The following is a 25,326-nucleotide window of genomic DNA, read 5'->3' as shown; positions in this document are numbered from 1 at the left end:
GCAAAAAGCAGAAGGCAAAAACAAAAGCCGGATTTGGCTATTGGCTATTGGAATCCACCTAATATCCCTCTGCGCCGCTGCGTTAAAGGTTTGCTCCACCAAGAACGCGAAGGCTACGTTTTTTCGCCACAGATTACACAGATTTTTTATCTTTCTGCTGCGAACCCAAAGCCAAGCCCCTGACCTCCAATCCCCAATCCCCAACTTCTCTTTTCCCTGCTCTCATTTTGCCTTTTGATTTCTGCCTTTTGCCTTTGCTCTATGCTCTCTGTTCTATGTTCTTACGCTTCATCCCTCAGCCTTCATACTTCATCCTTTGCTAGACTTTGGCACTTTGCCATTTGCCTTGGCGGAAGCGCCACCAAGCCAAGGTTCCCTGCACCGCAAAATCGGTACACATCGCCAGCCAAATACCATTCAAGCCAAGATCAAAGTGTTTGACCAAGAGCCAAGCCAAGGGCAAGCGCACGCACCAAACGCTCAGCATTTTGCTAATCAAAGGCCATTTTGGCTCGCCGCCGCCGCGCAAACTGCCGCTGAAGATGAAATTGGCCGCCAAGGCTGGCTGGGCAAAACCAACCATGCGCAAGGGCAAGGCCGCCAAACGTACAACTTCTTCGTCGGCCACAAAAAAGCGCAGAAACACTTCTGGCGCAATCACAAACAGCAAGCCAATTGCGCTCATAAAGATTGCGCCTAGACGAAAAGCCTCGAAGCCACTTTCGCTGGCTGCTTGGGGCTGATTTGCGCCCATATGCTGGCCAACCAAGGTCGTTGCCGCCACCGCCATGCCCATGCCAGGCAAAAACGAAATGCTCTCAATCGTGATGATCGTGTTGTGGGCAGCGTAGGCCGCCGTGCCAATATCGTTGATCAAATGGATGAAAATCAACAATGCTGCCTGAAAAATAAATTGTTCAGCACCATACGGCAGGCCTTGGCGTAAAATTCGCCACATCAAATTGCGATTAGGCCGTGGAATTTGATTGAGGTGCAAGCCTGAGCGCCCGCGAATCAAGGTTGCAAGGACGATTAAGCCACCAACTCCTTGCCCGCTCATGGCCGCAAAAGCTGCGCCGTTGATGCCGAGCGCTGGAAAACCAAGGTAGCCATTGACCAAGAGCAACGATAAAACTGCATTAATGCCATTGACCACCAACATCACTTTGAGCGGCGTGCGGGTATCGCCCGAGCCACGCAAGGCCGCATTGCCAACATAGAGCATCGCCATCAGCGGCATTGATAAAGAAGAAATGCGCAAATAACCAGCGCCATAACGTCGCACTTGGTCGTTTGCGCCAAGCAAATCCATCAATTGCGGCGCAAAGGCGTAGGCGAGAAACAGCCCAAGCAAGCCCATTGCTAGCCCAATAATCAGGCCTTGGCGCAAGGTTTGGTTGGCTTGTTCACGCTCGCCAGCCCCAATGAAGCGCGCAATTACCACCGTGCTGCCAAGAGCAACCGCCATAAAAAAGGTAATTAATGTCCATGTAACTTGGCTCGAAATGCCAGTTGCCGCCAACGCAACTTGGCGATCGTAGCCATTGGCGGTTGCGACCTCAAGGCTCAAGTGGCCTACCACATAGGTATCAACCAAGCCTACCATCAAGCTCAATAATTGCTCGCCCACTGCTGGCAAGCCCAACTTTAATACAGCGCTGCGTTGGCTGCTGCGCCCCCGAGTTGCGCCTACTGGAATTGCCATGATTTGTCCGTTACCTCATGCAATATGTCGATATATGCATAATAGCAGAAGATATAGAAAGTATGAAGGATAAAGAAGAACATAGAACAGAGAGCATAGAACATACGGATTAGGGGCTGGGGTTCAGGGATCGGGGATCAAACCTTTAACGAAGCGGCGCAGAGAACATATGGCTATTGGCTGATGGCTATCGGGGAGCAGGAACATAATCCCAAAAATCTGTGTGAATCTGTGGCAAAAAATCGTGCTTCGTGCCCTTAGTGGATCAATTACTAACGTAGCGGCGCAGAGATTCAAAAATATGAAGGGTGAAATGTACGGACGAGGAAATGAGAAACCTTCGCGATCTTCGCGCTCTTCGTGGTTTCAGAAGATGAGGGCTTTTGGCTATTGGTTACCATGGGAATTCCAACCATGCTTCCGATAGCCCATAGCCTACAGCCAATAGCCTCATCCTTCGTGCCCTTCGTGTCCTTCGTGGATCAATGCTTCCCCAAACCCCAACAACCGATCCCAAGATCCCTATGTTCTATGCTCTGTGTTCTATGTTCTTAGCATGCGCCAAATACTTGCGCCAATGCCAGTTTGGGGCAATTGCAACGCGCCAGCCTCAATGGTAATTTCAGTTAGCTCGTCAACCTGCGCAAAAACAGTTCCATCGGCGAGGCCTGTTGCCAGCATTGGAATTGATGGAATGTTGGTGGCAGCCCGTTGCGCAACAATCAACAAACATTCATCAACGCTACGCCGCATAAACGCCACCGTATCGCCCTCGGCCAGCAATAATTGAAACCCGCCAACGCTTAGCGCACTCGAACTGCGGCGCAATGCAATCAAGCGGCGATAAAATCCGAGCAGTTCGTGATCCCAAGCTTGGGCATCCCACGGCATACAGCCACGGCAATAGGGATCGCCGCCACCTTGCAGCCCAATTTCATCGCCATAATAAATGCATGGCACGCCAGGAAAGCTCATTTGCAAGGTTACCGCAACCTGATGCAACGCTAAATTGCCACCAACAATCGTCAGCAAACGTGGCGTATCGTGCGAATCGAGCAAATTAAATTGTTGTAAGGCGATTTGCCATGGAATAACCGCCAAAAACGCGAGCCATTGCTCACCCAAGGCTTCGCTTGGCAATAAGGCCCGATCTTCCCAGGCCAAATTCCAAACCGAGGCCATATCGAAGCCAACCAGCCATTGCAAGGTTGGAAAAGTAAAACCGCGATAATTCATGCTGGCATCGAGTTCGTCGCCCTGCAAATGGTTGCTGCCATCGTAGAAATGTTCGCCCAGCAAGTAGGCCTCAGGAGCTTCAGCTTTGACCGAACGGCGCAAGGCGCGACCAATTTTATGCCCCAATTGGCTTGGGCCTTGGCGCGCCAACATATTTGCCACGTCAATCCGCCAGCCATCAATCGCATATGGTTGGCGCAACCAATGGCGCACAATCGATTGCTCAGCGCCATAAATTGCGTGGCGCAAGCCCTGGCTGGCATAATTGAGTTTGGGCAACGAACGATGGCCAAGCCACGATTCATACTCGTTGGGATGCTCGATCCACGAAAAATAATCGGCGCTTGGCGCCTTGGCATCTGCTTGGGCCGCCGTAAACCAATGATGGGTATAGCCACAGTGATTGAGCACAATATCAAGCATTAATTTCATCTGGTAGCGCTGGCTGGCTTGGCGCAACTCCACCAAGGCCGCTTCGCCGCCAAAATGCTGATCGATCTGCAAATAATCGGCGGTATCGTATTTGTGGTTCGATGGCGCAGTGAAAATCGGCGTAAGATACAGCGCATTAATTCCCAGCTGATCAAGATAATCAAGCTTTTGGGTAATGCCCTGTAAATCGCCGCCAAAAAATTCTACGCCACCAGTTGCTTTCTGCGGCGTTTCGCCCCACTGACGGGCGATAGCTGGCACGCCATACACGTTATACTCGCCAGCAACCACATTATTGCTCGGCTCGCCATCACAAAAACGATCGGGGAAAATTTGGTAGAACACTGCCGAATGCACCCAAGTTGGGGCGTGATAGTCGGCCAAGAGCTTAAAATCTGTCGCATCGGTTGGCGTTGAGCGTTGTATGCCCGCTGCCGAAAGCCACCAACCGCCGTGCTCGGTCATCAGCCAAAAGCGATAGCCAGTGCGTGGCATTGAGAGCGTAATGCTACCCTGCCACCATTGCTCTGTTAGCGTGCGTTCGGCAGGTTGCATCAGCACAAAGGTTTGCTCGCCATCAGGGCAGAGCCGAATAAACACTTGGCTAATTGGCGCATCAAGAGAGCTGCGCAACCGCAGCGTCACCGTTTGGCCAATCGTATAAGGCTGGCTTGGTTGAAGATAAAGCGCCGAACCATCGTGGTAAACAGCGCGCGTCCAAGTTGGATAGTGCATTGGTGTTTCTCGTTACTAATGGGGATCGGTTGCTGGGGGCTGGGGATCGGAGAGCATTAATAGCAGACAATTGGCTATAGTCTGATGGCTATCGGCTTTTGGCTATAGCGATATTAAGTTTCTAACCGATCCTTGCTATCCCAATGTCAATTTCCTTATGCTCTATGTTCTATGCTCTCATAATTCCCGCTCCCCAACAACCAATCCCCGACCCCAGCTCTTACCACTCAGCGTCGCCGTAGAAATCGCCGTGATCGCGGGCGATGAAGGCTTCGATTTTGGGGCGAATTGAGCCTAAGCTGAATTCTGGGCCATGGCCAGCATAACAGATCAGCTGATCATCCCAGCTTAGGATGATGTTGCGCAGGGTTTGTAAGGTCGTTTGAAAATCGGCAGCCGACCAGGTGCGGCCCGGCCCGCCAGCGAAAATCGTATCGCCAACAATCGCAATTGGGCTATCAGCGACCAAAAAACTAACCATATCGCCAGTATGCCCAGGCGTGTAGACGGCCTTGATTGTGTGTTGACCAACCGTCAAAAGCTGACCATCGCTGATACTATCATCAAGTGGCACAGGCCGAGTTTGCGGCCCTGGATGGCCAAGCACTGGCACATTCAGACGTTGGCGCATGCTAGCAACTTCGCCAATATGGTCGTTGTGGGTGTGAGTTAGCCAAATTGCAATCGGCGTAGTGTTGTTGAGCATCGCCTGCAAGCGCGCGGGGTCGGCCCCGGGATCGATCAGCACACTTTGGTTGGTATGTGGGCAAACCAAAGCATACGTGTTCATTGGCCATGGCCCAACGGCGCGGTGTCGTAATTCCATCACAAGTTTCCTCCTTGCTTCATTATAGATTCAAATGCACCCAATGGTAATGGTATGCACCAAAAAGCATTGTTTTGGTATGGTGCAGTATCATATGAATTAATTCATTATTAAGGAGTGTTCGATGGTTTTATTATTTGGGCGAATTCTCTTGCTGCTTGGGTTGCTGGCTGGATTATGGCCGAGCAATTCTCAAGCCAGCAGCCAGCTGGTTGATTGTAATTCGGCGGCGGTTAGCGCAGCAATCAGCGCTGGCGGCACCATCAATATCAATTGTAGCAGCCCAACCGTGCTTATATTTAGCAACGAACTTATGCTTAACCAAGCTACCGAAATCAACGGCAATAACAACGCAATTTTTGATGGTCAGAATACGCGGCGCTTGCTGCGCAGCGCCAATCACCTCAACATTAGCCTGCGCAACTTAACGATTCGCAATGGCCACACGAGCGATCAAGGCGCGGGCCTCAAAATTGGCTTTTGGAATACGCTGAGCATCAGCAATGTGCATTTTGAAAACAATCAAGCGACGAAAGATAGTGCGGCCTGCGATGGTGGCGGGGCAATCTTCATTGGTGGCGGCAGTCGGGCAACAATTGATCGGAGCGTGTTTATCAACAATCGGGCTAATAATGGCGGCGCAATTAATAGCTTGCGCACCAACTTGGTGGTTAGCAATAGCAGCTTTGAGCAAAATAGCGCCATGCATACTGCTGCGATCAATCAGTATGGCGATTGTGGCGGCGGTGGGGCAATCTACATCGATGGAACACGATCGCCCGCCGATGGCGGCCCCGATGGCGTTATGCTCCAGAACAATAGCTACATAGGCAACACCAGCAACAACCATGGCGGCGCGATTTTTATTGGTTTGTATAGCAACGAAACCGCCACAATTGAGCGTTCGAGTTTTAGCAATAATAGCGTGACCTACGCTTCATCAGCCAATTGGTCTGGCACTGGGGGAGCAATTTGGTATGGCTTTGCCGCAGCTGGTGTAAGCAACGAACGCCTCTTTATCAACAATTCGACGCTCGAAGGCAATAAAGCCATTGGCCAAGGCGGCGGTTTATGGGTCGATGCCCCAGCAACCATCCGCAACACAACCTTTTATGCCAATGATGCAACCGATCCGCGTAGTTATCCTGATGCTGAAGAATGGAAAAAAGGCAATGGCGGAGCCTTGGCAGTCAACAATAACGCAGCGGTGGATATTACCAACGCAACATTTGCCCAGAACCATGCTGGTTTCAATGGCGGCGCAATCGCAGGCCAAACGATCACTATTCGCAATACGCTGTTTGCCCACAACTCAACCGATTGGTCTATCAAGATTATGCAACATTGTACCAACGCATTGATTGATGGCGGCAATAATATGCAGTATCCGCCCAAAAATCCCAACCCTAATTTCTGGAACGAAACCAACTGTACGAGCGGGATTCGCACACCTGAGTTGAGCCTTGGCAGCCTCGCCAATAACGGTGGCGCGACCAAAACCGCAGCCTTGCCTGCTGGCAGTCCAGCGATCAATGCAGGCAATCCTGCAACATGTATTGGGCTTGATCAGCGTGGGTATACGCGGGAGGGAACCTGTGACATTGGCGCATTTGAATATAATGGTGCTCCATTTAGCCCAAGCCATACTATTTATCTGCCGCTGGCGAGCAAACCCAACTAAAAGCAAAAACCCGCTTGCCTTGGATGAAGACAAGCGGGTTTGATTGCAGCCAATTTAGCCGAGCAAGGCGCGGTCGATGCCCATGGCCACAAATAAAAGCGCCAGATAGAGCAACGAATAGCGATAGAGCTTCCATGCAGCGGCATGCGAGTGGTCACGCATCATGTTGGCGGCGTAATACAAGAAAATTGCGCCCAGCACCATGGCCAAGCCAAGGTACAACAAGCCAACCACTTGTAACGAAACCAACATAAACGAAAGCGCAATCATAATGAACGAATAAAGCACAATTTGGCGACGGGTTTCGGCCTCGCCTTTGACGACTGGCAACATTGGCACGCCAGCTTTGGCATAATCTTCGCGTCGAATAATTGCCAAGGCCCAGAAGTGTGGTGGAGTCCAGTAAAAGACGATGGCAAACAGAAACACTGCGGGCAGCCACTTAATTGGGCTATCCACAAACAAGTTAATATCAGTGCCAGCAGCCCAACCAACCATTGGCGGAATTGCCCCAGCCGCACCGCCAATCACAATATTTTGCACCGTGGTACGCTTCAGCCACATGGTATAAATCACCACGTAGTAGAAAATGCCGCTCACCGCCAAAATTGCAGTTAACAAATTAACTGGCAAGAGCACCAAGAACGATAACACGCTGAGCGTCAGGCCAAAGCCCAAAACTTCCCATTGGGTCAAGCGATTATTCGGTAAGGGGCGTTTTTTGGTGCGGCTCATCACTGCATCAATATCGCGATCGTAGAACATATTGATCGCATTGGCCCCGCCTGCGGCCAACGTGCCACCAAGCAAGGTCAACACCACAATATAAAATTTGGGCCACTCGCCGCCATTCGCCAAATACATGGGAATGAGGGTGGTCAGCAAGAGTAGCGAAATAATCCGAAACTTCATCAAGACCCGAAAATCGGCTAATTTGCTGTTGGTTTGATTTTTGGGCGTGCTGATTTCGCTGTGATAGGCCAAATAGGCAATGAAGCCAGTGACGATGGTGGTTGCCACGGCACACGCCAAATTGGCCCAACCAACCCAATCTGCATAGGTGGTATTGACCAAGGCAATCACGGCAATGCCCAAGGGCTGGGCAATCCAGGTGAGCCATTGAATTGGCCGATGTTCAGCTCGCGCTGAGCCGACCACCGAGATCAAGCCCAACAAGCCACAAACCAACAACCAACCAAATACGACCGGAGCCAGCGTATGCTGTGGACTCAAAACCCACCATAGGCTATTGACGGTTGTTAAAGCACTAAAAACCGCCGTCAAGGCTGCGGTCGGACGAAACGAATCGCGAGGCTTTGCAGGCAAGCGTTCACTGATTGCTGCACTGACCTCATTTTTTTGTTCAGGGGTGGCAAGAGCCGGCATAGGCCTCGGTTCCTTTGTACGCGCTAACAAACAGGCCGTTCCGCTTGAACGGCTGCTCGCTATGATACCATTGATTATGTTCTCTCAAAGATATAGCATAGCCATTTCGGAGTGTCAAACGCTTAGCAGATTTTAGAGGCTTGCGTAAGAGCATAGAGCATAGAACATAATTCCACGAATCTGGGCAATCTATGGCAAAAAATCCAACTAGTTTTTTAACGCAGAGGCGCAGAGGAAAGGAGTAAGAACATAGAGCAGAGAGCATAGAACATAATTGGAAGGTTCACGCTATTGGCTATAGGGAATAAAAACAATAATCTGTGCCAATCTGTGGCAAAAAAAAGCACCATTCGTGCAATTCGTGGCTAAAAAATAATCGTTCTTCGCGTCCTTCGCGTCCTTCGCGGTTTCGGTTATTCTAGCCCCCGATCCCTGATCCCCAGCCCCTATGTTCGTTGCTCGATGCTCGGTCTATAAACAGTTCTTGCTTGGCGTTGCTCCATTCGCGCATCGCGCCAACGATACCAACAATAGCCAGCAAACAAAAAGAAGATTGGCCACAGTTGCACCCTATGGCGGTAGGCTGTGCCAAAATTGCCATATTGCGGCGCAGCCGCAGCACTGCCAGCCAACAAATACAACCACAGTAACATCGTTTCGCGCCAACGGCTACGCCATGCCAACAGCATGCCAAGCATCGCCAAAATCCACAGCGGATACCACAGCAACGCCGCTTCGGGAATCGTCAACAACTGGGCGGTGCTTTTAGTCGCTTCCCACGGCCAAGGCCGCAACCAAAAATTAATCAAGGCAATTGGCAAATAGCGCGCAAAACCAAGCGGCGTAGTCGTATCAATCGTATTTTCAATTGTGCCTGTGCCAGTCGAGTTGGCCTCGCGCTTTTCGGCAATTGCACTCAGCGAAAGCCGCTCTTGCAGATAATCGCTGCCCAAAAAGCCATAACCACTGCCTGAAAGCACCAAACCCAAAGCCACAATAGTTATGACGCTCAAGCTCAAGCGGGTCAGCCAATGGCGGGTTTGCTGAAAGCCAATCGTCAAGGCGATCATCAAACCAATGCCAATCGAGGTTTCGCGGCGCACGCTCATCAAAGCCCCAATCAGCACCACCAACAAGGGAATTTGCCAGAGCGATGAGCGCAAACCTTGGCTGGCAACATACAAAATCCAGACCGAAAGTAGTACTACCGCGCTATCTTTGAGGTTTTGCGAAGTCCAGAGCACCAGCGAGGGCATAAAGAGCATCCAAATTGCCGCAAAACGCCCAACTCGCTGATCGAAAAAGTGGTTACCTAATTTGGCAGTGTAGACCGCCGCCATGCCTGCAAACAATCCATTGGCCAACTTCACCAGCAAGGTATTTGGCTCGAACAGCCAAAAAAGCACTGCCGAAAAATAAACATAGCCAGGCGCGCCAACTGGCGTAGCAACCACCGCTTCGTAGCTAGCAAAATAATTAAGCCGCCATGCTTGGGCAATTGCCATGGCATGCGGGCCATAGGCTGCGCCATCACTCAGCGATTCGAAACTGGGCCAGAGAAATTCCAGCGCAAAGCTGGCTCCCCAACGCAAGCCCATCGCCGCAAAACACAGCACAAGCATGCTGCGCAACTCGTCTGGCTTGCTAATCAGCCAAACCCAGCCATAAGCCAGCGCTGTCAGGCCAAGGCAAAATGCCATCCCAGCCAAATAACGCAGCGGCATCAAGCCCGCCACGCCGCCTAAGCCAAAGCAAAGGCAGGCAACCAATAACGAGCTAAGCCAACGATGATTCTTAATCCACATAATTGTGCGCATCTGGCCTCATTTGGTGATGAGTTTGCAGCCATAGTTCTAAACTGAGCAATGTCCAAAGTTGATGTCCTGCGTTGATTGTACCAGCCCAATGAGCTTTGCAAAGTTGTTCAAGCTTGGGTTTGGCCAGCCATTGCTGAATGTTACTCGCATCAGCCAGTAAATAATCGTGCAGCATGGGTTTAAGTTGTTGGCGAAACCACGCATCAAGCGGCACGCCAAAGCCATGTTTTGGCCGCTCAAGAATTGTTTTAGGCAGGCGTTCAGCGTAGGCTTGGCGCAACAACCATTTGCCGCGCCCACCGCGCCACAGCAGATGGGCTGGCAATTGCAAAGCCCACTCAACCAAATGCTGATCTAAAAATGGCGAGCGTACTTCCAAGCCATAGGCCATGCTCATGCGATCGGTTTTTACCAGCAGATCATCGGTCAAATAGCTAGTAAGGTTATAACACAACAACTGCGCCAACGGATCAGCAACGCCTGCCGTTGCTTGGCGATAGTGTTCGGCAGTGCTTGGCTGAAGCTCAACTACGCCCCAATCCGCCAATTCTTCTGGGGTAAACGCCATGAGCCAGCGCGGAAAGCCTTGCGCTAACGGCAATTTGATTTTTGCCACCACCCGTTTGAGCCGAGCCAAGCGCTGGTTGGCCTTGGGGTTTGGCAGCGCAGCGATTGTTTGTTCAATGCTACGGCGTAGTAGGCGTGGCAATTGGTGGTAGCGCTGCGTCCAGAGACCAGCGCCAAAGCGCTCGTAGCCAGCAAACACCTCGTCGCCACCATCGCCCGATAAGGCCACCGTGCAATGTTCGCGGGTCATTTGGCTGAGCAAGGCCATGGGCAAGGCCGAAGAATCGAGAAATGGCTCATCGTAGTGGGCGAGCACATGTGGTAATTCAACAATTGCATTTGGCTCGAGCATAAAGCAATGATGTTTGGTGCCAAGCTGTTTAGCAACCAACTCAGCATAAGCGCTTTCGTCGTACCAACCGCCACCAGCAAAGCCAATACTGAAGGTTTGCAATTGCTGGCCGAGCAATGCTTGTGCTTCGGCCACAACGATGCTCGAATCTAAACCACCGCTGAGAAACGCACCCAATGGCACATCGCTAACTAAGCGTTTTTCAACTGCGGCCCTAACCAACTGGCGCGTTTGTTCAATCGCAGCCTTGGCCGAAACCTTGAGCCGTGGCTGCTGAGCAAACTGGCGAGCCTGCCACCAAGGCCATTCACGAATGCTGCCAGCGTGCCAAACCAAGCCATGGCCGGGTGCAAGTTGCTGAATCTTGGCATACCACGTCGCAGGATTTGGCACGTAACCATAGGTCAAATAGGCTGAAAGCGCTTGTGGATTTAAGCTGCGCTCAAGCTCAGGATACGCCAACAAGGCTTTGATTTCTGAGCCAAACACCAAGCCATTGTTGGTTTGGCTGTAGTAGAGCGGTTTTTTGCCCAAGCGATCGCGAGCCAGCCACAAACGCTGGTTTGGCGTGTGCCAGGCCGCAAAGGCAAACATGCCTTCAAGTCGTGGCAAGGCCTCTTCGCCCCATTCGATCAAGGCGGCAAGCAACACTTCAGTATCGCTGTTGGTGCGAAATTGATAGCCAAGCCCATGCAATTGCTGGCGCAAAGCCCGAAAATTATAAATTTCGCCGTTGAACACCAACTGCCAAGCGCCATCGGGGCTGCTCAATGGCTGATCGCCAGTCGCCAAATCGATAATTGCCAAGCGCCGATGGCCTAACTGACAACTTGGCGCTTGCCAAATTCCTGCTCCATCCAGTCCGCGATGGCTCAATTGTTGGTTCATTGCCTGAATGGTGTTTGGCTCGATTAGGCTTGTGCTGACGATGCCGCAGATTCCACACATAAACATTCCTTGAGTGCTGCCACAATCTTGGTTTGATAGCGCTGCACGCTGTATTCGGCCTCGATTTTTTGGCGCGCTGCGTTGCCCATTTGCAGACGCAATTGCCTATCTTCGAGCAAACGACCCAAATATTCAGCCCATTCGGCAGGATTTGTCGCCAAAAATCCGGTCTGGCCATGCTCGATGATCTGTTGATTAACCCCAACTGCGCTGCACACGCTAGGAATTGCCGCCGCGCCATATTGAATTGCTTTGAGGCCACATTTGCCCTCGGCCCACAAATCTGCTTCAATCGGATAAAGCCCGATGTCAATTTGCTGAAAATCGTACCATTCGCGGGCTTGTTGCCAATCGAGATTCAAGCATTCAACGCCTGCAATCTCGATTGCTTGCGCCGCTCCAACCACGAGCAAGCGAAAGCGATAGTGCTCGGCGAGCTGGCTCAATACTGGTCGCAGTTGCTCCAAATAGCGGGCGGTCGAATGGCTGCCAATCCAGCCAAGCGTGCAAATGTGCGGGCTTGGCACAGATCGCGGCTGACATTGGTGGCAATCAACCACGGTGGGAATAATATGCACATTGGGATTGAAACGCCGCGCATAATCGGCCAAATAAGCATTACCCGCCCAAACCATGTGGCTAAACCGCAATAATTGATCGGTTTTGCTGGTTGGTCGCGCTAAACGGCTCAGCCAGCCATTGATGCTACGCTTGGGATCGGTCGGAAAAAAAATTGCATCATCAAAATCGAAAATAACTGGCACGCGCCGACTAAACCAACGCTCAATGATTGGAGCACCGATTAACGCCGCCTCACGTTGCACAATCACTGCTGCTGGTTGGCGGGGCAATTTGGCCAGCCATCGAACCAGCGAGCCAAGCATAGCCGCCATTTTCTGGGGATAACGCTTTGGTTGATAGAGCAAGCGCTGAAGCCGTGGGGTGGCGAAAGGCACATAGTTCAAGGCAATTCCCGCTGCGGCCAAAGCTGGCGCATAGGGCATAATTCGATAGCGCACACTGGCTGTCAGCATTGGTTGATAGGCTGTCAGGCAAAGCACAGAGTGCGCTTGGTTCATCGTTCTAACTCACGATAACAGGCTGCATAACGTTCGATTGCGCTCGCCAAATCAAACTCACGTTCGGCAAAAGCTCGACAGCGTTGAGCAAGATCGGGCTGTTGGCGCAGGGCTTGATAGCGTTGCCAGGCTATTTGATAGGCAGCTACGCTAAAATCAGCAATTTTAATCGCCACGCCTTGGGCAAATAATTCTTCGCTATCGCCAATGCCGGCGTTGCTAAAAATCGGCAAGCCACAGGCCAGATATTCGCCAAATTTGGTTGGCGACGAGGCAATTTTGGCATAGCTCGGCGTAATTAACGAGATCGCAACATCGGCGCTGCTCAGCCATTGCGCCACATCGTTGCTCGCTACACTGCGGATTGTATAAGATTCGGCGGGGACATTCAAATGCTGCAAGGCCTTGATCAACGGCTGTGGATCTTGATTGGAAAGCACCAACCAACGCAAATTTGGCTCGCTTTGCAGCCAGGTGGCAAAACATTCGGCCAAATCGGCACTGCGATAGCCGCCGCCAAGTGAGCCACTATAAACTACAATCTGCTTTGTTTGCCAACCCAATTCGTGGCGAATCCGCGTTCGCGCTTGTTCGTCACGCTGCCAGCGTTGCAAATTGGCGGCGCATGGAATAACTGTAGTTTTCTCGGCAATTTGTGGATTATGGCTATGCTCGGCTAAATAGCGCAAGCTTTGTTTGGTCAAACTTACAATTTGCTCAGCTTGATTGAGGCCAGTTTGCTCTAGTTTTTTGAGCAAGCGATAAAGCAAGCCAGTGCGTGGCATGCCCAAATCGGCCCGTTCATCGGCCCAAAAGCCGCGCAAATCGAAGAGCAAAGGTAGCTTAAACCAGCGTTTGAGCAACAATCCAAGCGTCAGCGGCACAGTTGAACGAATGTGCAACGCTTGAATCTGATAGCGTTGCACAGCGATGATTGCCGTCCACAGCCCCAGCATTAAATCATATAAGGTTGCGGGCAGAGTTGGGCGTTGATGGTAGCGCAACGGGAGCCACACAACATTATGGCGTTGCAAACGCTCAATGATCGTCTGCCGCCGCGCAACATCCGCCCAACGTTCAGCTTTTTCAAACGAGAGGATAACAAATCGATGGCCGTGTTGCACAGCCAAGCCCTCTAAATAAGGCAAAATCTGCGTTTGGCCCAGCGGGTCGAGCAAGCCATCGTAGGTTATGTAGAGTGTTTTGAGCATAGAATTTGGTTGTTAGGGATCGGGAATTATGAGAGCATAGAACATAGAGCATGTTTAGCCACAGATTGTCACAGATTAGCTCAGATTATTATTTCCATAATTCATAATCCATAGCCAAAAGCCGTTTTTTAGCCACGAATTGCACGAATTTCACAAATAATGTTCCGATAGCCAAAAGCCTGTAGCCCAGAGCCTATAGCCATATTTCGTGCTCTTCGTGTCCTTCGTGGTTAAATGGTCTGGCCCCGACCTCCAACCCCCAATCCCCAGTTAAAAAACAACGAGCCGTGCCAAAACGACACAGCCCGTTGCCCAAAATCGTCAGACGATCTTATGCGCCAACTTCTTCTTCAGTGGTTGCTTCGCTAGCGGTTTCGGTGTTCGCTTCAACAACGTCAGCTACAGGAGCTGCTGCTGCTTCAGCGGCTTCACCATCGCCATCGACGCGACGCAAGCTCAAGCCAAGGCGTTGGCGTTGGCGATCAAGGCTGATCACCTTCACTTGCACTTGTTGGCCTTGTTGCAACGAGTCTGGCGATTGGCCGTTTTCGGTCAATTCTGAAGCGTGGATCAAACCTTCAACGCCTTCTTCAACGCGTACAAACACGCCGAAAGGAGCGATGTTGGTTACTTCACCAACGATCAATTGGCCGAGGTCGTAGCGTTGATCGATGGTTGCCCATGGATCTGGCTGCAAACGGCGCAAGCTCAAGCCAATCCGTTCGCGGTCGCGATCGACTTCCAAGACATACACTTGGACTTCTTGGCCTGGTTGCAAGACTTCGCGTGGGTGGTTAACCCGTTGCCATGAAAGTTCTGAGATGTGAGCCAAACCATCAGCACCGCCCAAATCGATGAATGCACCGAATGGGGTGAGTTGGTTGACCCGACCAGTGACCACTGCGCCTGGTTCGAGGGTTTCGAGCAAGCGTTCCTTTTGCGATTGGCGCCAGCGTTGCATAGCAGCCCGCTCTGAAAGTACCAAGCGATTGCGATCGCGATCAACTTCGATAACTTTCAAAGGAATATTTTGGCCGACCATCTTGGTCATAGCGCTTTGTTGACCTTCGGTACCAGTGCGGCTGTGCAAGTTGACAACTTGTGAGGCTGGTACGAAACCGCGCACACGGCCAACTTGAACCAACAAACCGCCCTTGTTGAAACCAACAACGCCAGCTTCGATGATTTGACCATTTTCGAGCATCGTTTGGGCTTCTTGCCAATCGCGCTCAACCTGCACCATGTTGAGTGACAGAACCAGTTCGCCTTCTTTTGATTCTGGCTCCATCACGTACACTTGCAGTGTGTCACCGTTCTTGATGCCACTAACCATTTCTGGTGGCAAGCGCCGCAGATCTTGGTTAGGGATAACGCCCTCGTGCTTTGCGCCAATGTCAACCAAGATTTGGCTGTCTTCGACGCGCATAACGATACCTTCACGCAGTTGGCCGCGTTCTGGGCGTTGATAATCGTACTCAGCAAGCAGTGTCGTCCAATCTTGAACGGCATCCATGCTTTCGGTGTCCACTGTCATCGGGTCTCCAATTAGTTTTGATGGGTCTGCGAGCAAGCTCACAGGGTTAGGCCAATGCGACCAAGTTAAATATTCGGAGAGCTTCATTCGGGGGCGTTGCGTAGAAATGAGGATTTACGTGCTGCCACACCAAAGTTGCATCTATAGTCAACGCCAAACAGCGAGGTCGCCCGCTGACTGTTCAGCTGAAAAAATGGCGTTAAAAAAGCGCATCACGTGATCGTGCTTTGCGCGAAATGCATCTTTGTTTGACGGTGATTTTGGGGAAACACGAAACGCTGTGTTCTCCTTCGCTGGTTATCAGCACAACCACGACTCACAGAGACGTAAGGCTACGATCAACGAAATTTAATGGTTTTTACGCGCCTGCAATTATACGTAGGTTAGCAGCGAATGTCAAATCTCAATTAATCTTTGGAGTTAGCCATTTAATCCTAATCCATTAGCATTCCATCCCCAAAAGGGCACGTCCAGCAAGCTATGCTGGACGTTAAAGGGCTACAAGGCTGGTTCGGCGCTGGCTACCGCAATTGGCTCGGCTTCTAAAACAGCGGTTTCACGCGCTTGTTGAATTTCTTCGGTCCATTGGGCCGCATACAGCTCGGTGTAGCCGCAGGCGCTACAAACTTGGGCCGAAAGTGGCCGATGGCCGCTCGCCAAGGTGCCAAGCACCATAATTTCAACCCCATCTGGGGTCACCAAAGCAGAGGTGGTCATTGCATTTGTGCATTTTGGGCAGTGCATAAAAGCCTCCTTGGTTATCCTAGCGTTGGCTATAGCAGAAGCAATGCCGTGATTTTGCTGATTAATTATTAAAAATTCGCAGCTTATGTTAATCAATATTCATAAGTTTAAGCCTTAATTATGCTACACTCCATAGTATATCCAGCAACTCCATCTAGAAGAGACAGTGTTGTTTCCATTGTTCCCCATCATCTCATCAATTAGGAGGTAAGGAGTGTTGTATCGACGCTTAGGGATGTTGTTCTGTGTGTTGTTAATTGGTTTATTGATTCAGCCAGTTCAGGCTCAATCAACTGTACCCTATAAAGCAGGGTTTCCTGATTCCGAGCCATATGGCAGTTTTTTTGCCTCACCCAGTGTTGTCGATTTGAATAATGATGGCAATTTAGAGGTCTTGACCGCCGATAGCACCGGCTGTATTTGGGGCTGGGATCATCTGGGCAAGGAGCTAGCAGGCTTTCCATGGAAAACTGGCACGGTCTGCGATAACGATCCGCGGATCAATAGCTCACTCGCAATTGGCGATATTGATAACGATGGCAAGCTCGAAGTGGTGGCCGGAACCCGGGGCAGCGCCGCAACCGCTGGCAAACGCGGCAAAGTCTTTGTCTTTGATTATCAGGGCAAAATTCGCAGCGGCTGGCCACGTGAAATGGCTTGGGCCAATATCACCAACGGCAACGAGCCAGAATTTATGAGCGTGACAATTGCCAATATTGTGGGCGATTCGCGCATGGAAGTGATTGGGATTACCACCAACGAAGCTGGCAGCGATACGAATTATGCGCCCAATTTGTATGCTTGGTCGTACAATGGTGCAACTGTAACGGGCTTTCCCACCTCCTCGCACAAAGGCTCCGGTGCGTTTGGCCAAGTCAGCGCTGCTGATATTAATAATGATGGCTTCGCCGAAATTTTGATGGGCCGCGATGAGCTATATTTTTATGCCTACAATGGCAAAGGCCAATTGCTGCCTGGCTGGCCCTTGCAAACCTATCTCGACGAAGCTAAACGCACCTGGGGCAAAGATAAATACATCGAATATACCCGCGTTGCCCCAGCAATCGGCGATTTAGATAACGATGGCAAGCAAGAGATTGTCTTTGCGGGCAAGGTGCGCGATCCGCTGAGCAACCACGAACAAACCTCAAGCGCTTTGTTGGTCGTTGGCGCCGATGGCAAACGCAAAACAGGCTGGTCGGTTGGCAAAACTGTCGGCAGACCGCTCAAAGCCAATTATTTCACGCCCAACAATCCTGTGGCCTTAGCCGATTTTGAAAACGATGGCAAATTAGAAATTGTTGTGACCTACGACGACGGCACAATTCGCGCCTACAAGCATGATGGAACTCAATTGTGGTCGTTTAATTACACCAGCGGCAAAAAACTCTATGCCAGTGAGGTTGCAATTGGCGATGTGACGGGCGATGGCAAGGTCGATATTGTCTTTGGCACCTATAGCTTCGATACGACCGCCAATACCTATGTGCGCTTGTATGCACTCAATACCAGCGGCGTAAACCAAGCCCCTTACCCGCTGAAATTTACCTACGAGCCAAATAGCACCAATTTTAAGGGCATTTCTGCTGGCCCAACCTTGGCCGATTTGGATCGCGATGGCAAGACTGAGATTTTGGCCCATAGCAAGGGCGGCGTGCTATACGTTTGGGCTACGCCCGCAACCTATCGGCTGGATCGGATGCCGTGGCCAACCGCACGCCAAAATAATTATCGCAACGGCAAATATACCCGTTAAACAAACGAACCGCGCATTTTTCATAATGCGCGGTTTGTTTTTTAAATCGAGCCTGTTGGTTCTTTAGCCAATTGACGGCGTTTGTTGCCAAAGCGCGGCATATTGAAACAGAGTGGTAATGGTCGCTCGCCTGTCCACGGCGCTGGCGGAGCAGTCACCAATTTGGCTAATTCGATCAGCACCTGATCATAATTGACCCGCCAGCCAGCAAAATCGCGCCACGCTTGGTCGCGGTCGGCTTTGAGCGGCACGCCAATCTCGGCCAATTCAGCACACGCCACATCAAACTCAGCCCGGGTGATGCTAATTGGCTCGTCTGCATGGGGCGAAGGATTATAGGGAATCATATATAAATCGGCGATCCGCCGCAGCGCCAGATAGCCAGCCCGAATACACAAATCGGCATCCGGCTGACGCGGAATATCCAGCGTCGAAACTGCCAACGCTGCTGCATCCAAGACCGCCGCCGAAGCGGTAATCCACGAGCGATAAGGCTGGGGCGAGCGAAAAAACGCCAAGGCTGCAAAGGTCGTGTGGCTCTCCTCTAGCTCGGCAAACCAGAGTTCCCAAGCCGCCCACTGTTCAGGCATACGCTCCAAATTATGAATCCGTTGATAACGCTGAATCATAGTAATTGCCGATGGTGGCGTACCAGCCCGCACTTCGAGCAAGGTCACTGCTTCTTCGCGCTTGGAAAACGCGCCATACATCGTTGGCAAATAGGCAATCAACAACGCAACGATGCCCAAGCCCACTGTCGCCGCCAAAAAGGCCAAAATCGTTTCAATCGTCGAATCAACAGGCGCAAAACCTAAGGTCAACATTGAAGAGCCGCTGAGCAAAAAAGCCTTGCTCCATGGATGTTCGCCAACCGCCCAAAACATACAGGTAAAGCCTGTAATCGCCAACACCATCCAAACCACGGGAATAATTAACAACGCCACTGGTGCATAAAACGCCAACACCCGATCAGCCTGTTCGTAGTTGCTAATTCGGCGCAAACGCAACAAAAAGCAGCCATACACCAGCCGAAACGTGCTGCGCGTCAGCCACACATTATCGCCGCGTGGCAATACCACCATACGAATTGCGCTAAATAGCGTGAAGGCCACAATTACCAACCCGATCAAAAACACCCCAAGATTGATTAATCCCTCGATCATTGTCATAGCACCCTCGACGCTTGCAGATCCTTGGGGATATTGTATACCTTGAAGAACAGAGAACATAGAACAGAGAGCATAAGAAATGAGGTCGGGAGTTGAGGAAAGAGCCATTTAACCACGAACAACACGAAGCGCACGAAGGATTCATGGCTATCGGCTATGGGAACAGCAACCAACGAATCTGTGCACTCTGGGGCAAAAAATGATGCTGTTGCTATTCCACCTAATGTTCGATAGCTCATAGCCAAAAGCCTCTTCTTCTCTGCACCTCTACATTAATCTCTTTTGCACAAGTTTAATTTGAACCACGATATTAACGCAGAGGCGCAGAATTTTTAAATTGCGAAAACGAGGGTTGATTAGTAGTTTTGAGCGAGATTTAGAATTTTCATCCTTCATCCCTCATAACTCATCCTTTTGCTCGCTGCGCCTCTGCGTTAAATACGTTTATTTATTTTCAACAGTTAATGCAGATGCTTTGGTGCTAAATGCTTCGCATGTACGGCCAGTCGCTGCCTGATAGGCTGGGGCTAAGGCGGCAATCACCGCATCGACCTGAGGCGCTTCGACCAAGGCTACACAACAGCCGCCAAACCCAGCGCCAGTAAGCCGCGCACCCCAAACCCCTGGCATTTCGCGCAACAGTTCGGTCAGCTGATCAAGCTCTGGACCGCTGACCTCATAATCATCACGCAAACTCCAATGCGATTCGTTCATCAACGCGCCAACAGAGCCAAAATCGCCAGCCCGAAATGCAGCGGCGGCCTTATGCACGCGCTCATTTTCGCTCACAACGTGGCGGGCACGTCGATAAATCACATCATCAAACAAATTTTGGTCGGCAGCTTGGGCCAGCAAATCGCTGCTGACATCGCGCAAATCTTGAATGCTTGGGTCAAGCTGTTGCAAAATCGCTACTGCTTGCTCGCATTCAGCGCGGCGTTGATTGTAGGCCGAGCCAGCCAAGGTACGTGGCACGTTACTATCAATCACCAACACCGCAACTTCGGCAGGAATCGGCACAGCCTCGATCGCCAAGGAGCGGCAATCGATCAGAGTAGCATGGCCAGCAACGCCTGCGGCAATCGAAAGTTGATCCATAATCCCACAATTGACGTGGGCATATTCAATCTCGGCGCGCTGGGCAATTTTGGCCAATTCGGTTGGGGCAATCGTGATGCCTTGGGCGTGCAAAAGGCTAAATGCCAAGCCAACTTCCAGCGAGGCAGATGAGCTTAGCCCGCCGCTCAAGGGCAAATCGCCATCGATGCTAATCTCAGCACCTTGTAGTTGATAGCCAGCATCGAGCAGCGCTTGGGCAGTGCCCCGCACATAATCGCGCCAATCGCCATGGGTTCCGGCGGCCAAATTGGCCAAATCGGCCTGATCATGGGCATTAAACCGTAAGGCATGCACAATCAATTGCTGATCGGCGCGGGGCTGTACTTGAAAGGTCGTGCCGCGCTCAAGCGCCAGTGGCATCACAAAGCCTGCGTTGTAATCGGTGTGTTCACCAATTAAATTAACTCGCCCAGGCGAACGAACAAAAAAGCCAGCATTAACCTCGGTCATAACCAAAATGCTCCAAATATCTATTGATGAGTACGTTAGCTGGCCAAGGAGCAATGCCTAGTTAAGCGGAGTCCAGCAGAGGATTAATGCAGAATCAGCACCCAAACTTAAAGCTGGGTGCTGATCGCAACTGTCTGATGGGATGCGCCAAAGCTGATCTTGCAAGCCAACGCACGAAAGCGATCGGCTAGATCTTATGCCTTATTCGCTAAATAATCAATCATGTCAATTTTGGTGATGATCCCGCGCACAACCTCGGATTCATCGACCACAACGCCTACTTGACCACGGCTAAATACTTCGGTCAAGGCATCGATGCTGGTATCTGGCCCAACGGTTGCCACGGCGCTGCTGACAATATCGCTAATCTGGTGATCCATTTGGCCAGCGCCCGAAAGCAGGTAATCCAACAAATCGACTTCGGTGATCAAGCCAACCAAGGTACCATCATCGCGAACGACTGGCATTTGCGAAATATCGTTGGCCTTCATATCTTGAATAACTTGGGCAACCGTGTGGGTTGCCTTAGCCGAAATAACCGCCCGAGGCCGAATATCGAGCAATTGGCTAATTGGTTCGCTTTCCAAGAAGCCATTTTCACGCATCCAGTCGTCGGAGAAGATTTTGCTAATGTAGCGCACGCCAGAATCGGGCAGCAAAATCACTGCGGTTTTACTTTCGTCCCAATTTTGCGCCCGCAACCAACGCATTGCGCCAGCCACAGCCATGCCACACGAGCCGCCAACAAACAGGCCTTCTTCGCGCACCATGCGGCGGGTCATCACGAACGATTCTTTATCGCCAACTTGCACCACATCATCAACATATTGGAAGTGCATGGTCGTTGGCAAGAAATCTTCGCCGACGCCTTCGACTTTGTAGCCAAAGGCTGGGCCAAGCTGGCCAGTGCGGAAATATTCGGTATACAACGAGCCAACTGGATCGATACCGACAACTTGAATATTGGGATTTTGCTCTTTCAAGAATTTAGCTGTGCCGCTAATCGTGCCGCCCGTGCCCATGCCAGCAATAAAGGCATCGATTTTACCAGCGGTCTGGCGCCAAATTTCGGGGCCAGTTGAGCGATAGTGGGCATCGGGGTTGGCTTGGTTCCAATATTGGCCAGCCAAAATTGCGTTGGGTGTTTCTTCGGCCAAGCGCTTGGAAACCGAGTAATACGAGCGTGGATCATCTGGCTCGACGGCGGTCGGCGTAATGACAACCTTCGCGCCTAAAGCACGCAAATAACGAATTTTTTCGTCACTCATTTTGTCGGGCATTACGAAAATCGTTTTGTAGCCACGAATTGCCGCAGCGATTGCCAAGCCCGCGCCGGTATTGCCGCTGGTTGGTTCAACAATCGTGCCACCTGGCTTGAGGCGGCCTGAGCGCTCGGCATCCTCGATCATGGCAATCCCAATGCGGTCTTTGACCGAGCCGCCTGGATTCATGTATTCGACTTTGGCCAAGACTTGGGCGCGAACCCCACGATTGACGCGATTTAACCGAACCAAGGGCGTATTGCCGATCGCGTCCAAAATGGTGTCGTGAATTTGCGGCATCGCCATTGTTGCCGTCTCTGTCATTGGGTGCTCCTGCGGTGATTGATCAGTCATGCTTCTATCCTAATCGTAAAAATTCATTGCTGCAAGCAAAAGCTTCGCCTCATGGTAGCACAAACCAAGTATGAAGGAAGAATTATGAGGGCTGAAATTTAAGTCCATGGAATGACAAAATTGGGTTTTTAACGTAGCGGCGCAAAGCGATGGATGAATGATGAAGGTGAGAACATAGAACAAAGAGCATAGAACATAGGATTTGGGGATCGGTTGTTGGGGGTTGGGGAAGCATTGATCCACGAAGGACACGAAGACACGCGAAGGATGAAAACCGCCAAGCACGCGAAGATCGCGAAGCTTTTCGCCACAGATTGACTCAGATTATTGTTCCAATTGCCCTCAGCCAATATCCCAAAGCCATCGTTCTCTGCGCCGCTGTGTTAAAAGCCCGCCCCCCAATGAAACGAATAGTTTTTTAGCCACAGATTCCACAGATTGATGTTTCAAGCCCCCAAAGCCCTCAGCCTATAGCCAAGCGCCGCATCCCTTCTGCCTTCTGCCTTCTGCCTTTTGCCTTTTCCTTGCTCTCTGCTCTTCATGGTACACTGGCCATATTGGCATATACGAATACGTGCACAACCTAGGGTGTGTAGATAACAGGTGCTTGATGCAGGCAGTGCAAGTCTCAACCAATCAAAATCGAGTAGAAATTCCGTGGCGGGCCTATGTGGCGCTCGCAATTGGAATTGTTTGTATCGCGCTATCGGCGATTTGGGTCAAATGGGCTGCTGTGCCAGGGCCGGTTTCGGCCTTTTATCGCATGCTCATTCCAGCGCTTATTTTAGTGCCATGGTGGTTTGCCAAACGGCCCAAACATCTGCCCAAGCAGGCAACGCGACTTTCACTGCTAGGCGGCGTCTTTTTCGCCTTCGATTTGGCCTTGTGGAACACGGCAATTTTGCTGACTTCAGCAGCCAATTCAACCTTGTTTGCCAATAACGCGCCGTTGTGGGTTGGCTTGGGGGCGTGGCTGATTTTTCGCGAACGCTTGCCGCAACGCTTTTGGTGGGGCATGGCGATTGCCCTCATTGGCGTGGTGGTGATTATGGGCGAGAATGTGCAGCAGCTCACGATCAGCCGTGGCGATTTGCTGGCGATCTCAGCTGGTGGTTTTTATGCAGCCTATTTGCTAACAACCCAACGCGCCCGCACCGAGCTTGATACCCTCACCTTTATGACTTTGGGCATCGTCGTGAGCGTGGTGATTTTGGGCTTAATGTGCTGGATCGGCGGGTTTAGCATTGTTGGCTTTAGCGCCAAAACGTGGTGGTCGTTGCTTGGCTTGGGTTTGGTTTCGCACCTTGGCGGCTGGCTGGCAATTAATTATGCGCTTGGCCACATTAAAGCTGCCACCGCGTCGGTGAGCTTGTTGGGCCAGCCTGTTTTGACCGCGCTCATCTCAATTCCGCTTTTAAACGAGCCTTTGCAGATTTTTCAAATCGTTGGCGGTAGCTTGGTAATTGGCGGCATTTGGCTGGTAAATACTCAAAAAGCAGCATCAAACAATAAAGTGTAGCGTTTATTACAAAATTGATGTATACTAGCAATAAGTCGTGCTATACTGATGCGACATGCAGCGACCATGCCAACTGGAAATGCGGGGATGCTGCCAACAAAGGAGCCTTATTCAGATGGAAAAGCAAAAAGTAACCGTGATTGGTTCGGGGCCAGCAGGGTTGACAGCGGCGCTATATGCTGCGCGGGCCAATTTAACCCCGTTGGTTATTCGCGGGATTCAGCCTGGCGGCTTGATTGCCACCACCAGCGAAGTTGAAAATTATCCTGGCTTCCCCGATGCGATTAATGGTTTTGATTTAGCCGATAAAATGGAAAAACAAGCAGCCCGTTTTGGCACCCACTTTTTAGATGGAATTGTCGAAAAAGTTGAGTTGGGCGAACGGCCTTTCAAGCTGCATATTGATAACGGCACGATTGTCGAAACCGAAACCTTGATTATTTCAACTGGCGCTTCGCCCCGCAAATTGGGCGTGCCAGGCGAATTAGAATTGGCCAATCGCGGCGTTTCCTATTGTGCTGTGTGCGATGGCTTCTTCTTCCGCGATAAAACCTTGGTCGTGGTTGGCGGCGGCAATAGTGCCTTGGATGAAAGTTTATTCCTGACTCGCTATGCCAAAGAAGTGCACGTTATCCATCGCCGCGACCAATTGCGCGCCGACCCAGTGTTGATCGAACGCGCCCAAAATAACCCCAAAATTAAGTTTATTTGGGATACCGTGGTAACCAAGATTGAAGGCACGGTCAAGGTTGAAGGCGTAGGCTTGCAAAATGTCAAAACTGGCGAGGAATCAACCTTTGCCGCCGATGGCGTGTTCCCCTACATTGGGCATATTCCCAACACATGGTTGTTCAAAGATCAAATCGATTTGGATGAAAATGGCTACATCGTAAGCTCAGGCCGCGCTCGCACTAATATTCCTGGAGTGTTCGTGGCTGGCGACGTCGAAGATCACGTCTATCGCCAAGCAATCACCGCCGCTGGCAGCGGTTGTATGGCGGCAATGGAAGCTTCGTGGTTCTTGGATCAAATCGAGCACGAACAAACCAGCTTGGCGCAGTGGTAAAACTGGGGGCTGGGGATCGGTTGTTGGGGGTCGGGGAATTAACTATTCCTCGGCCCTCTTTTTATAGCTTCAATCAATAAAGCTCAAACATTGAAATTTCATTCTTGCTGCAATTTTCTAAGCTAGGTTTGATAGCACCATTCTAGCTGTTCGATTGCCTGATCAATTGATTGCATGAATTGCTGGCAATTATCGGGAGTAATCGTTGCTGGAGCCACTTGGAGTAGCTTGCGGTAGCTAACGAGCACACTGATCGAAGGTTGAATATCCTCGCGCAACAATAAAAAATCGTAGACAATCCGTTGCTGGATTTCAAATGGAATCCGATCGACAACTTCCTGATTCACAGCAATTCCTCCGAAGCGTAAAAGCCTGCAT

18 protein-coding genes are annotated in these 25,326 nt (G+C 51.0%); 4 read left to right on the top strand and 14 right to left on the bottom strand.

Going from position 1 to position 25,326, the window contains the following annotated elements:
• Nucleotides 1-319: 319 nt before the first annotated feature.
• The 3 genes from SE18_RS18440 to SE18_RS18430 all read right to left on the bottom strand — a co-directional run bounded on the left by SE18_RS18440 (nt 320) and on the right by SE18_RS18430 (nt 4,934).
• Nucleotides 320-1,705: an MATE family efflux transporter gene (locus tag SE18_RS18440; protein ID WP_054535916.1), complete on the bottom strand. Its 1,386-nt coding sequence runs from the start codon at nt 1,703-1,705 to the stop codon at nt 320-322.
• 543 nt (nt 1,706-2,248) lie between these two features.
• On the bottom strand, nt 2,249-4,108 hold the full coding sequence (gene malZ / locus SE18_RS18435) for a maltodextrin glucosidase (protein ID WP_054535915.1): 1,860 nt from the start codon (nt 4,106-4,108) through the stop codon (nt 2,249-2,251).
• A 220-nt stretch (nt 4,109-4,328) separates the two neighbouring features.
• Nucleotides 4,329-4,934, bottom strand: a complete 606-nt coding sequence (locus SE18_RS18430) for an MBL fold metallo-hydrolase (protein ID WP_054535914.1) — start codon at nt 4,932-4,934, stop codon at nt 4,329-4,331.
• A 124-nt stretch (nt 4,935-5,058) separates the two neighbouring features.
• Between SE18_RS18430 and SE18_RS18425 the strand changes: the two genes are divergently transcribed.
• Nucleotides 5,059-6,615: a choice-of-anchor Q domain-containing protein gene (locus SE18_RS18425; protein ID WP_054535913.1), complete on the top strand. Its 1,557-nt coding sequence runs from the start codon at nt 5,059-5,061 to the stop codon at nt 6,613-6,615.
• A gap of 54 nt (nt 6,616-6,669) precedes the next feature.
• Here the strand turns inward: SE18_RS18425 and SE18_RS18420 are convergent, their stop codons facing one another.
• The 7 genes from SE18_RS18420 to SE18_RS18390 form a co-directional block, all read right to left on the bottom strand.
• Nucleotides 6,670-8,001, bottom strand: coding sequence for a heme o synthase (locus SE18_RS18420; RefSeq protein WP_083469999.1), 1,332 nt, complete (start codon nt 7,999-8,001; stop codon nt 6,670-6,672).
• A 446-nt stretch (nt 8,002-8,447) separates the two neighbouring features.
• The gene (locus SE18_RS18415; protein WP_054535912.1) at nt 8,448-9,818 is read right to left on the bottom strand and encodes a glycosyltransferase family 39 protein; all 1,371 of its coding nucleotides are present in this window, start codon (nt 9,816-9,818) and stop codon (nt 8,448-8,450) included.
• Nucleotides 9,796-11,685 (bottom strand): asparagine synthase (glutamine-hydrolyzing), encoded by a 1,890-nt coding sequence (gene asnB / locus SE18_RS18410; protein WP_054535911.1) that lies wholly within the window; start codon nt 11,683-11,685, stop codon nt 9,796-9,798. The genes SE18_RS18415 and asnB overlap by 23 nt, the downstream gene beginning before the upstream one ends.
• Nucleotides 11,649-12,764 (bottom strand): glycosyltransferase family 4 protein, encoded by a 1,116-nt coding sequence (locus SE18_RS18405; RefSeq protein ID WP_054535910.1) that lies wholly within the window; start codon nt 12,762-12,764, stop codon nt 11,649-11,651. The genes asnB and SE18_RS18405 overlap by 37 nt, the downstream gene beginning before the upstream one ends.
• Complete coding sequence (locus tag SE18_RS18400; RefSeq protein ID WP_054535909.1) at nt 12,761-13,975, bottom strand: glycosyltransferase; 1,215 nt, start codon at nt 13,973-13,975, stop codon at nt 12,761-12,763. The genes SE18_RS18405 and SE18_RS18400 overlap by 4 nt, the downstream gene beginning before the upstream one ends.
• Nucleotides 13,976-14,306: 331 nt before the next feature.
• Nucleotides 14,307-15,509, bottom strand: coding sequence for a 30S ribosomal protein S1 (locus SE18_RS18395; protein WP_054535908.1), 1,203 nt, complete (start codon nt 15,507-15,509; stop codon nt 14,307-14,309).
• Nucleotides 15,510-16,007: 498 nt separating this feature from the next.
• On the bottom strand, nt 16,008-16,253 hold the full coding sequence (locus SE18_RS18390) for a hypothetical protein (RefSeq protein ID WP_152976684.1): 246 nt from the start codon (nt 16,251-16,253) through the stop codon (nt 16,008-16,010).
• A 214-nt stretch (nt 16,254-16,467) separates the two neighbouring features.
• Between SE18_RS18390 and SE18_RS18385 the strand changes: the two genes are divergently transcribed.
• Nucleotides 16,468-18,009 (top strand): FG-GAP repeat domain-containing protein, encoded by a 1,542-nt coding sequence (locus SE18_RS18385; RefSeq protein ID WP_236706900.1) that lies wholly within the window; start codon nt 16,468-16,470, stop codon nt 18,007-18,009.
• 41 nt (nt 18,010-18,050) lie between these two features.
• Here SE18_RS18385 and SE18_RS18380 read toward each other — a convergent pair whose 3' ends face one another.
• The 3 genes from SE18_RS18380 to SE18_RS18370 all read right to left on the bottom strand — a co-directional run bounded on the left by SE18_RS18380 (nt 18,051) and on the right by SE18_RS18370 (nt 22,333).
• Entirely contained in the window at nt 18,051-19,178 is a 1,128-nt protein-coding gene (locus SE18_RS18380) for a hypothetical protein (protein WP_054535905.1), read from the bottom strand.
• A 444-nt stretch (nt 19,179-19,622) separates the two neighbouring features.
• Nucleotides 19,623-20,747 carry a galactokinase gene (galK, locus tag SE18_RS18375; protein ID WP_054535904.1) on the bottom strand — a complete coding sequence of 375 codons (1,125 nt, stop codon included), beginning with the start codon at nt 20,745-20,747 and terminating at the stop codon, nt 19,623-19,625.
• Nucleotides 20,748-20,941: 194 nt separating this feature from the next.
• Entirely contained in the window at nt 20,942-22,333 is a 1,392-nt protein-coding gene (locus SE18_RS18370; protein ID WP_083470005.1) for a cystathionine beta-synthase, read from the bottom strand.
• A gap of 640 nt (nt 22,334-22,973) precedes the next feature.
• On the opposite strand from SE18_RS18370, the gene SE18_RS18365 reads away from it, so the two are divergent.
• Nucleotides 22,974-23,882, top strand: coding sequence for a DMT family transporter (locus SE18_RS18365; RefSeq protein ID WP_054535903.1), 909 nt, complete (start codon nt 22,974-22,976; stop codon nt 23,880-23,882).
• A 115-nt stretch (nt 23,883-23,997) separates the two neighbouring features.
• Nucleotides 23,998-24,948: a thioredoxin-disulfide reductase gene (gene trxB, locus SE18_RS18360; protein WP_054535902.1), complete on the top strand. Its 951-nt coding sequence runs from the start codon at nt 23,998-24,000 to the stop codon at nt 24,946-24,948.
• Between the two features lie 122 nt (nt 24,949-25,070).
• Here the strand turns inward: trxB and SE18_RS18355 are convergent, their stop codons facing one another.
• Nucleotides 25,071-25,295: a hypothetical protein gene (locus SE18_RS18355; protein WP_054535901.1), complete on the bottom strand. Its 225-nt coding sequence runs from the start codon at nt 25,293-25,295 to the stop codon at nt 25,071-25,073.
• Between the last annotated feature and the right edge of the window lie 31 nt (nt 25,296-25,326).

It is taken from the genome of Herpetosiphon geysericola (genome assembly GCF_001306135.1).
GTDB lineage: Bacteria > Chloroflexota > Chloroflexia > Chloroflexales > Herpetosiphonaceae > Herpetosiphon > Herpetosiphon geysericola.
This window is presented reverse-complemented; position numbering and strand designations above follow the sequence as displayed.

What these genes read in the sequence shown, in the direction of transcription:
- SE18_RS18400 (WP_054535909.1), bottom strand. Translation starts at nt 13,975, where the DNA reads ATGCTCAAAACACTCTACATAACCTACGATGGCTTGCTCGACCCGCTG.
- SE18_RS18395 (WP_054535908.1), bottom strand. Translation starts at nt 15,509, where the DNA reads ATGACAGTGGACACCGAAAGCATGGATGCCGTTCAAGATTGGACGACA.
- SE18_RS18405 (WP_054535910.1), bottom strand. Translation starts at nt 12,764, where the DNA reads ATGAACCAAGCGCACTCTGTGCTTTGCCTGACAGCCTATCAACCAATG.
- SE18_RS18415 (WP_054535912.1), bottom strand. Translation starts at nt 9,818, where the DNA reads ATGCGCACAATTATGTGGATTAAGAATCATCGTTGGCTTAGCTCGTTA.
- SE18_RS18430 (WP_054535914.1), bottom strand. Translation starts at nt 4,934, where the DNA reads ATGGAATTACGACACCGCGCCGTTGGGCCATGGCCAATGAACACGTAT.
- SE18_RS18370 (WP_083470005.1), bottom strand. Translation starts at nt 22,333, where the DNA reads ATGACAGAGACGGCAACAATGGCGATGCCGCAAATTCACGACACCATT.
- SE18_RS18380 (WP_054535905.1), bottom strand. Translation starts at nt 19,178, where the DNA reads ATGACAATGATCGAGGGATTAATCAATCTTGGGGTGTTTTTGATCGGG.
- malZ (WP_054535915.1), bottom strand. Translation starts at nt 4,108, where the DNA reads ATGCACTATCCAACTTGGACGCGCGCTGTTTACCACGATGGTTCGGCG.
- trxB (WP_054535902.1), top strand. Translation starts at nt 23,998, where the DNA reads ATGGAAAAGCAAAAAGTAACCGTGATTGGTTCGGGGCCAGCAGGGTTG.
- galK (WP_054535904.1), bottom strand. Translation starts at nt 20,747, where the DNA reads ATGACCGAGGTTAATGCTGGCTTTTTTGTTCGTTCGCCTGGGCGAGTT.
- SE18_RS18365 (WP_054535903.1), top strand. Translation starts at nt 22,974, where the DNA reads ATGCAGGCAGTGCAAGTCTCAACCAATCAAAATCGAGTAGAAATTCCG.
- SE18_RS18420 (WP_083469999.1), bottom strand. Translation starts at nt 8,001, where the DNA reads ATGCCGGCTCTTGCCACCCCTGAACAAAAAAATGAGGTCAGTGCAGCA.
- asnB (WP_054535911.1), bottom strand. Translation starts at nt 11,685, where the DNA reads ATGTGTGGAATCTGCGGCATCGTCAGCACAAGCCTAATCGAGCCAAAC.
- SE18_RS18425 (WP_054535913.1), top strand. Translation starts at nt 5,059, where the DNA reads ATGGTTTTATTATTTGGGCGAATTCTCTTGCTGCTTGGGTTGCTGGCT.
- SE18_RS18440 (WP_054535916.1), bottom strand. Translation starts at nt 1,705, where the DNA reads ATGGCAATTCCAGTAGGCGCAACTCGGGGGCGCAGCAGCCAACGCAGC.
- SE18_RS18390 (WP_152976684.1), bottom strand. Translation starts at nt 16,253, where the DNA reads ATGCACTGCCCAAAATGCACAAATGCAATGACCACCTCTGCTTTGGTG.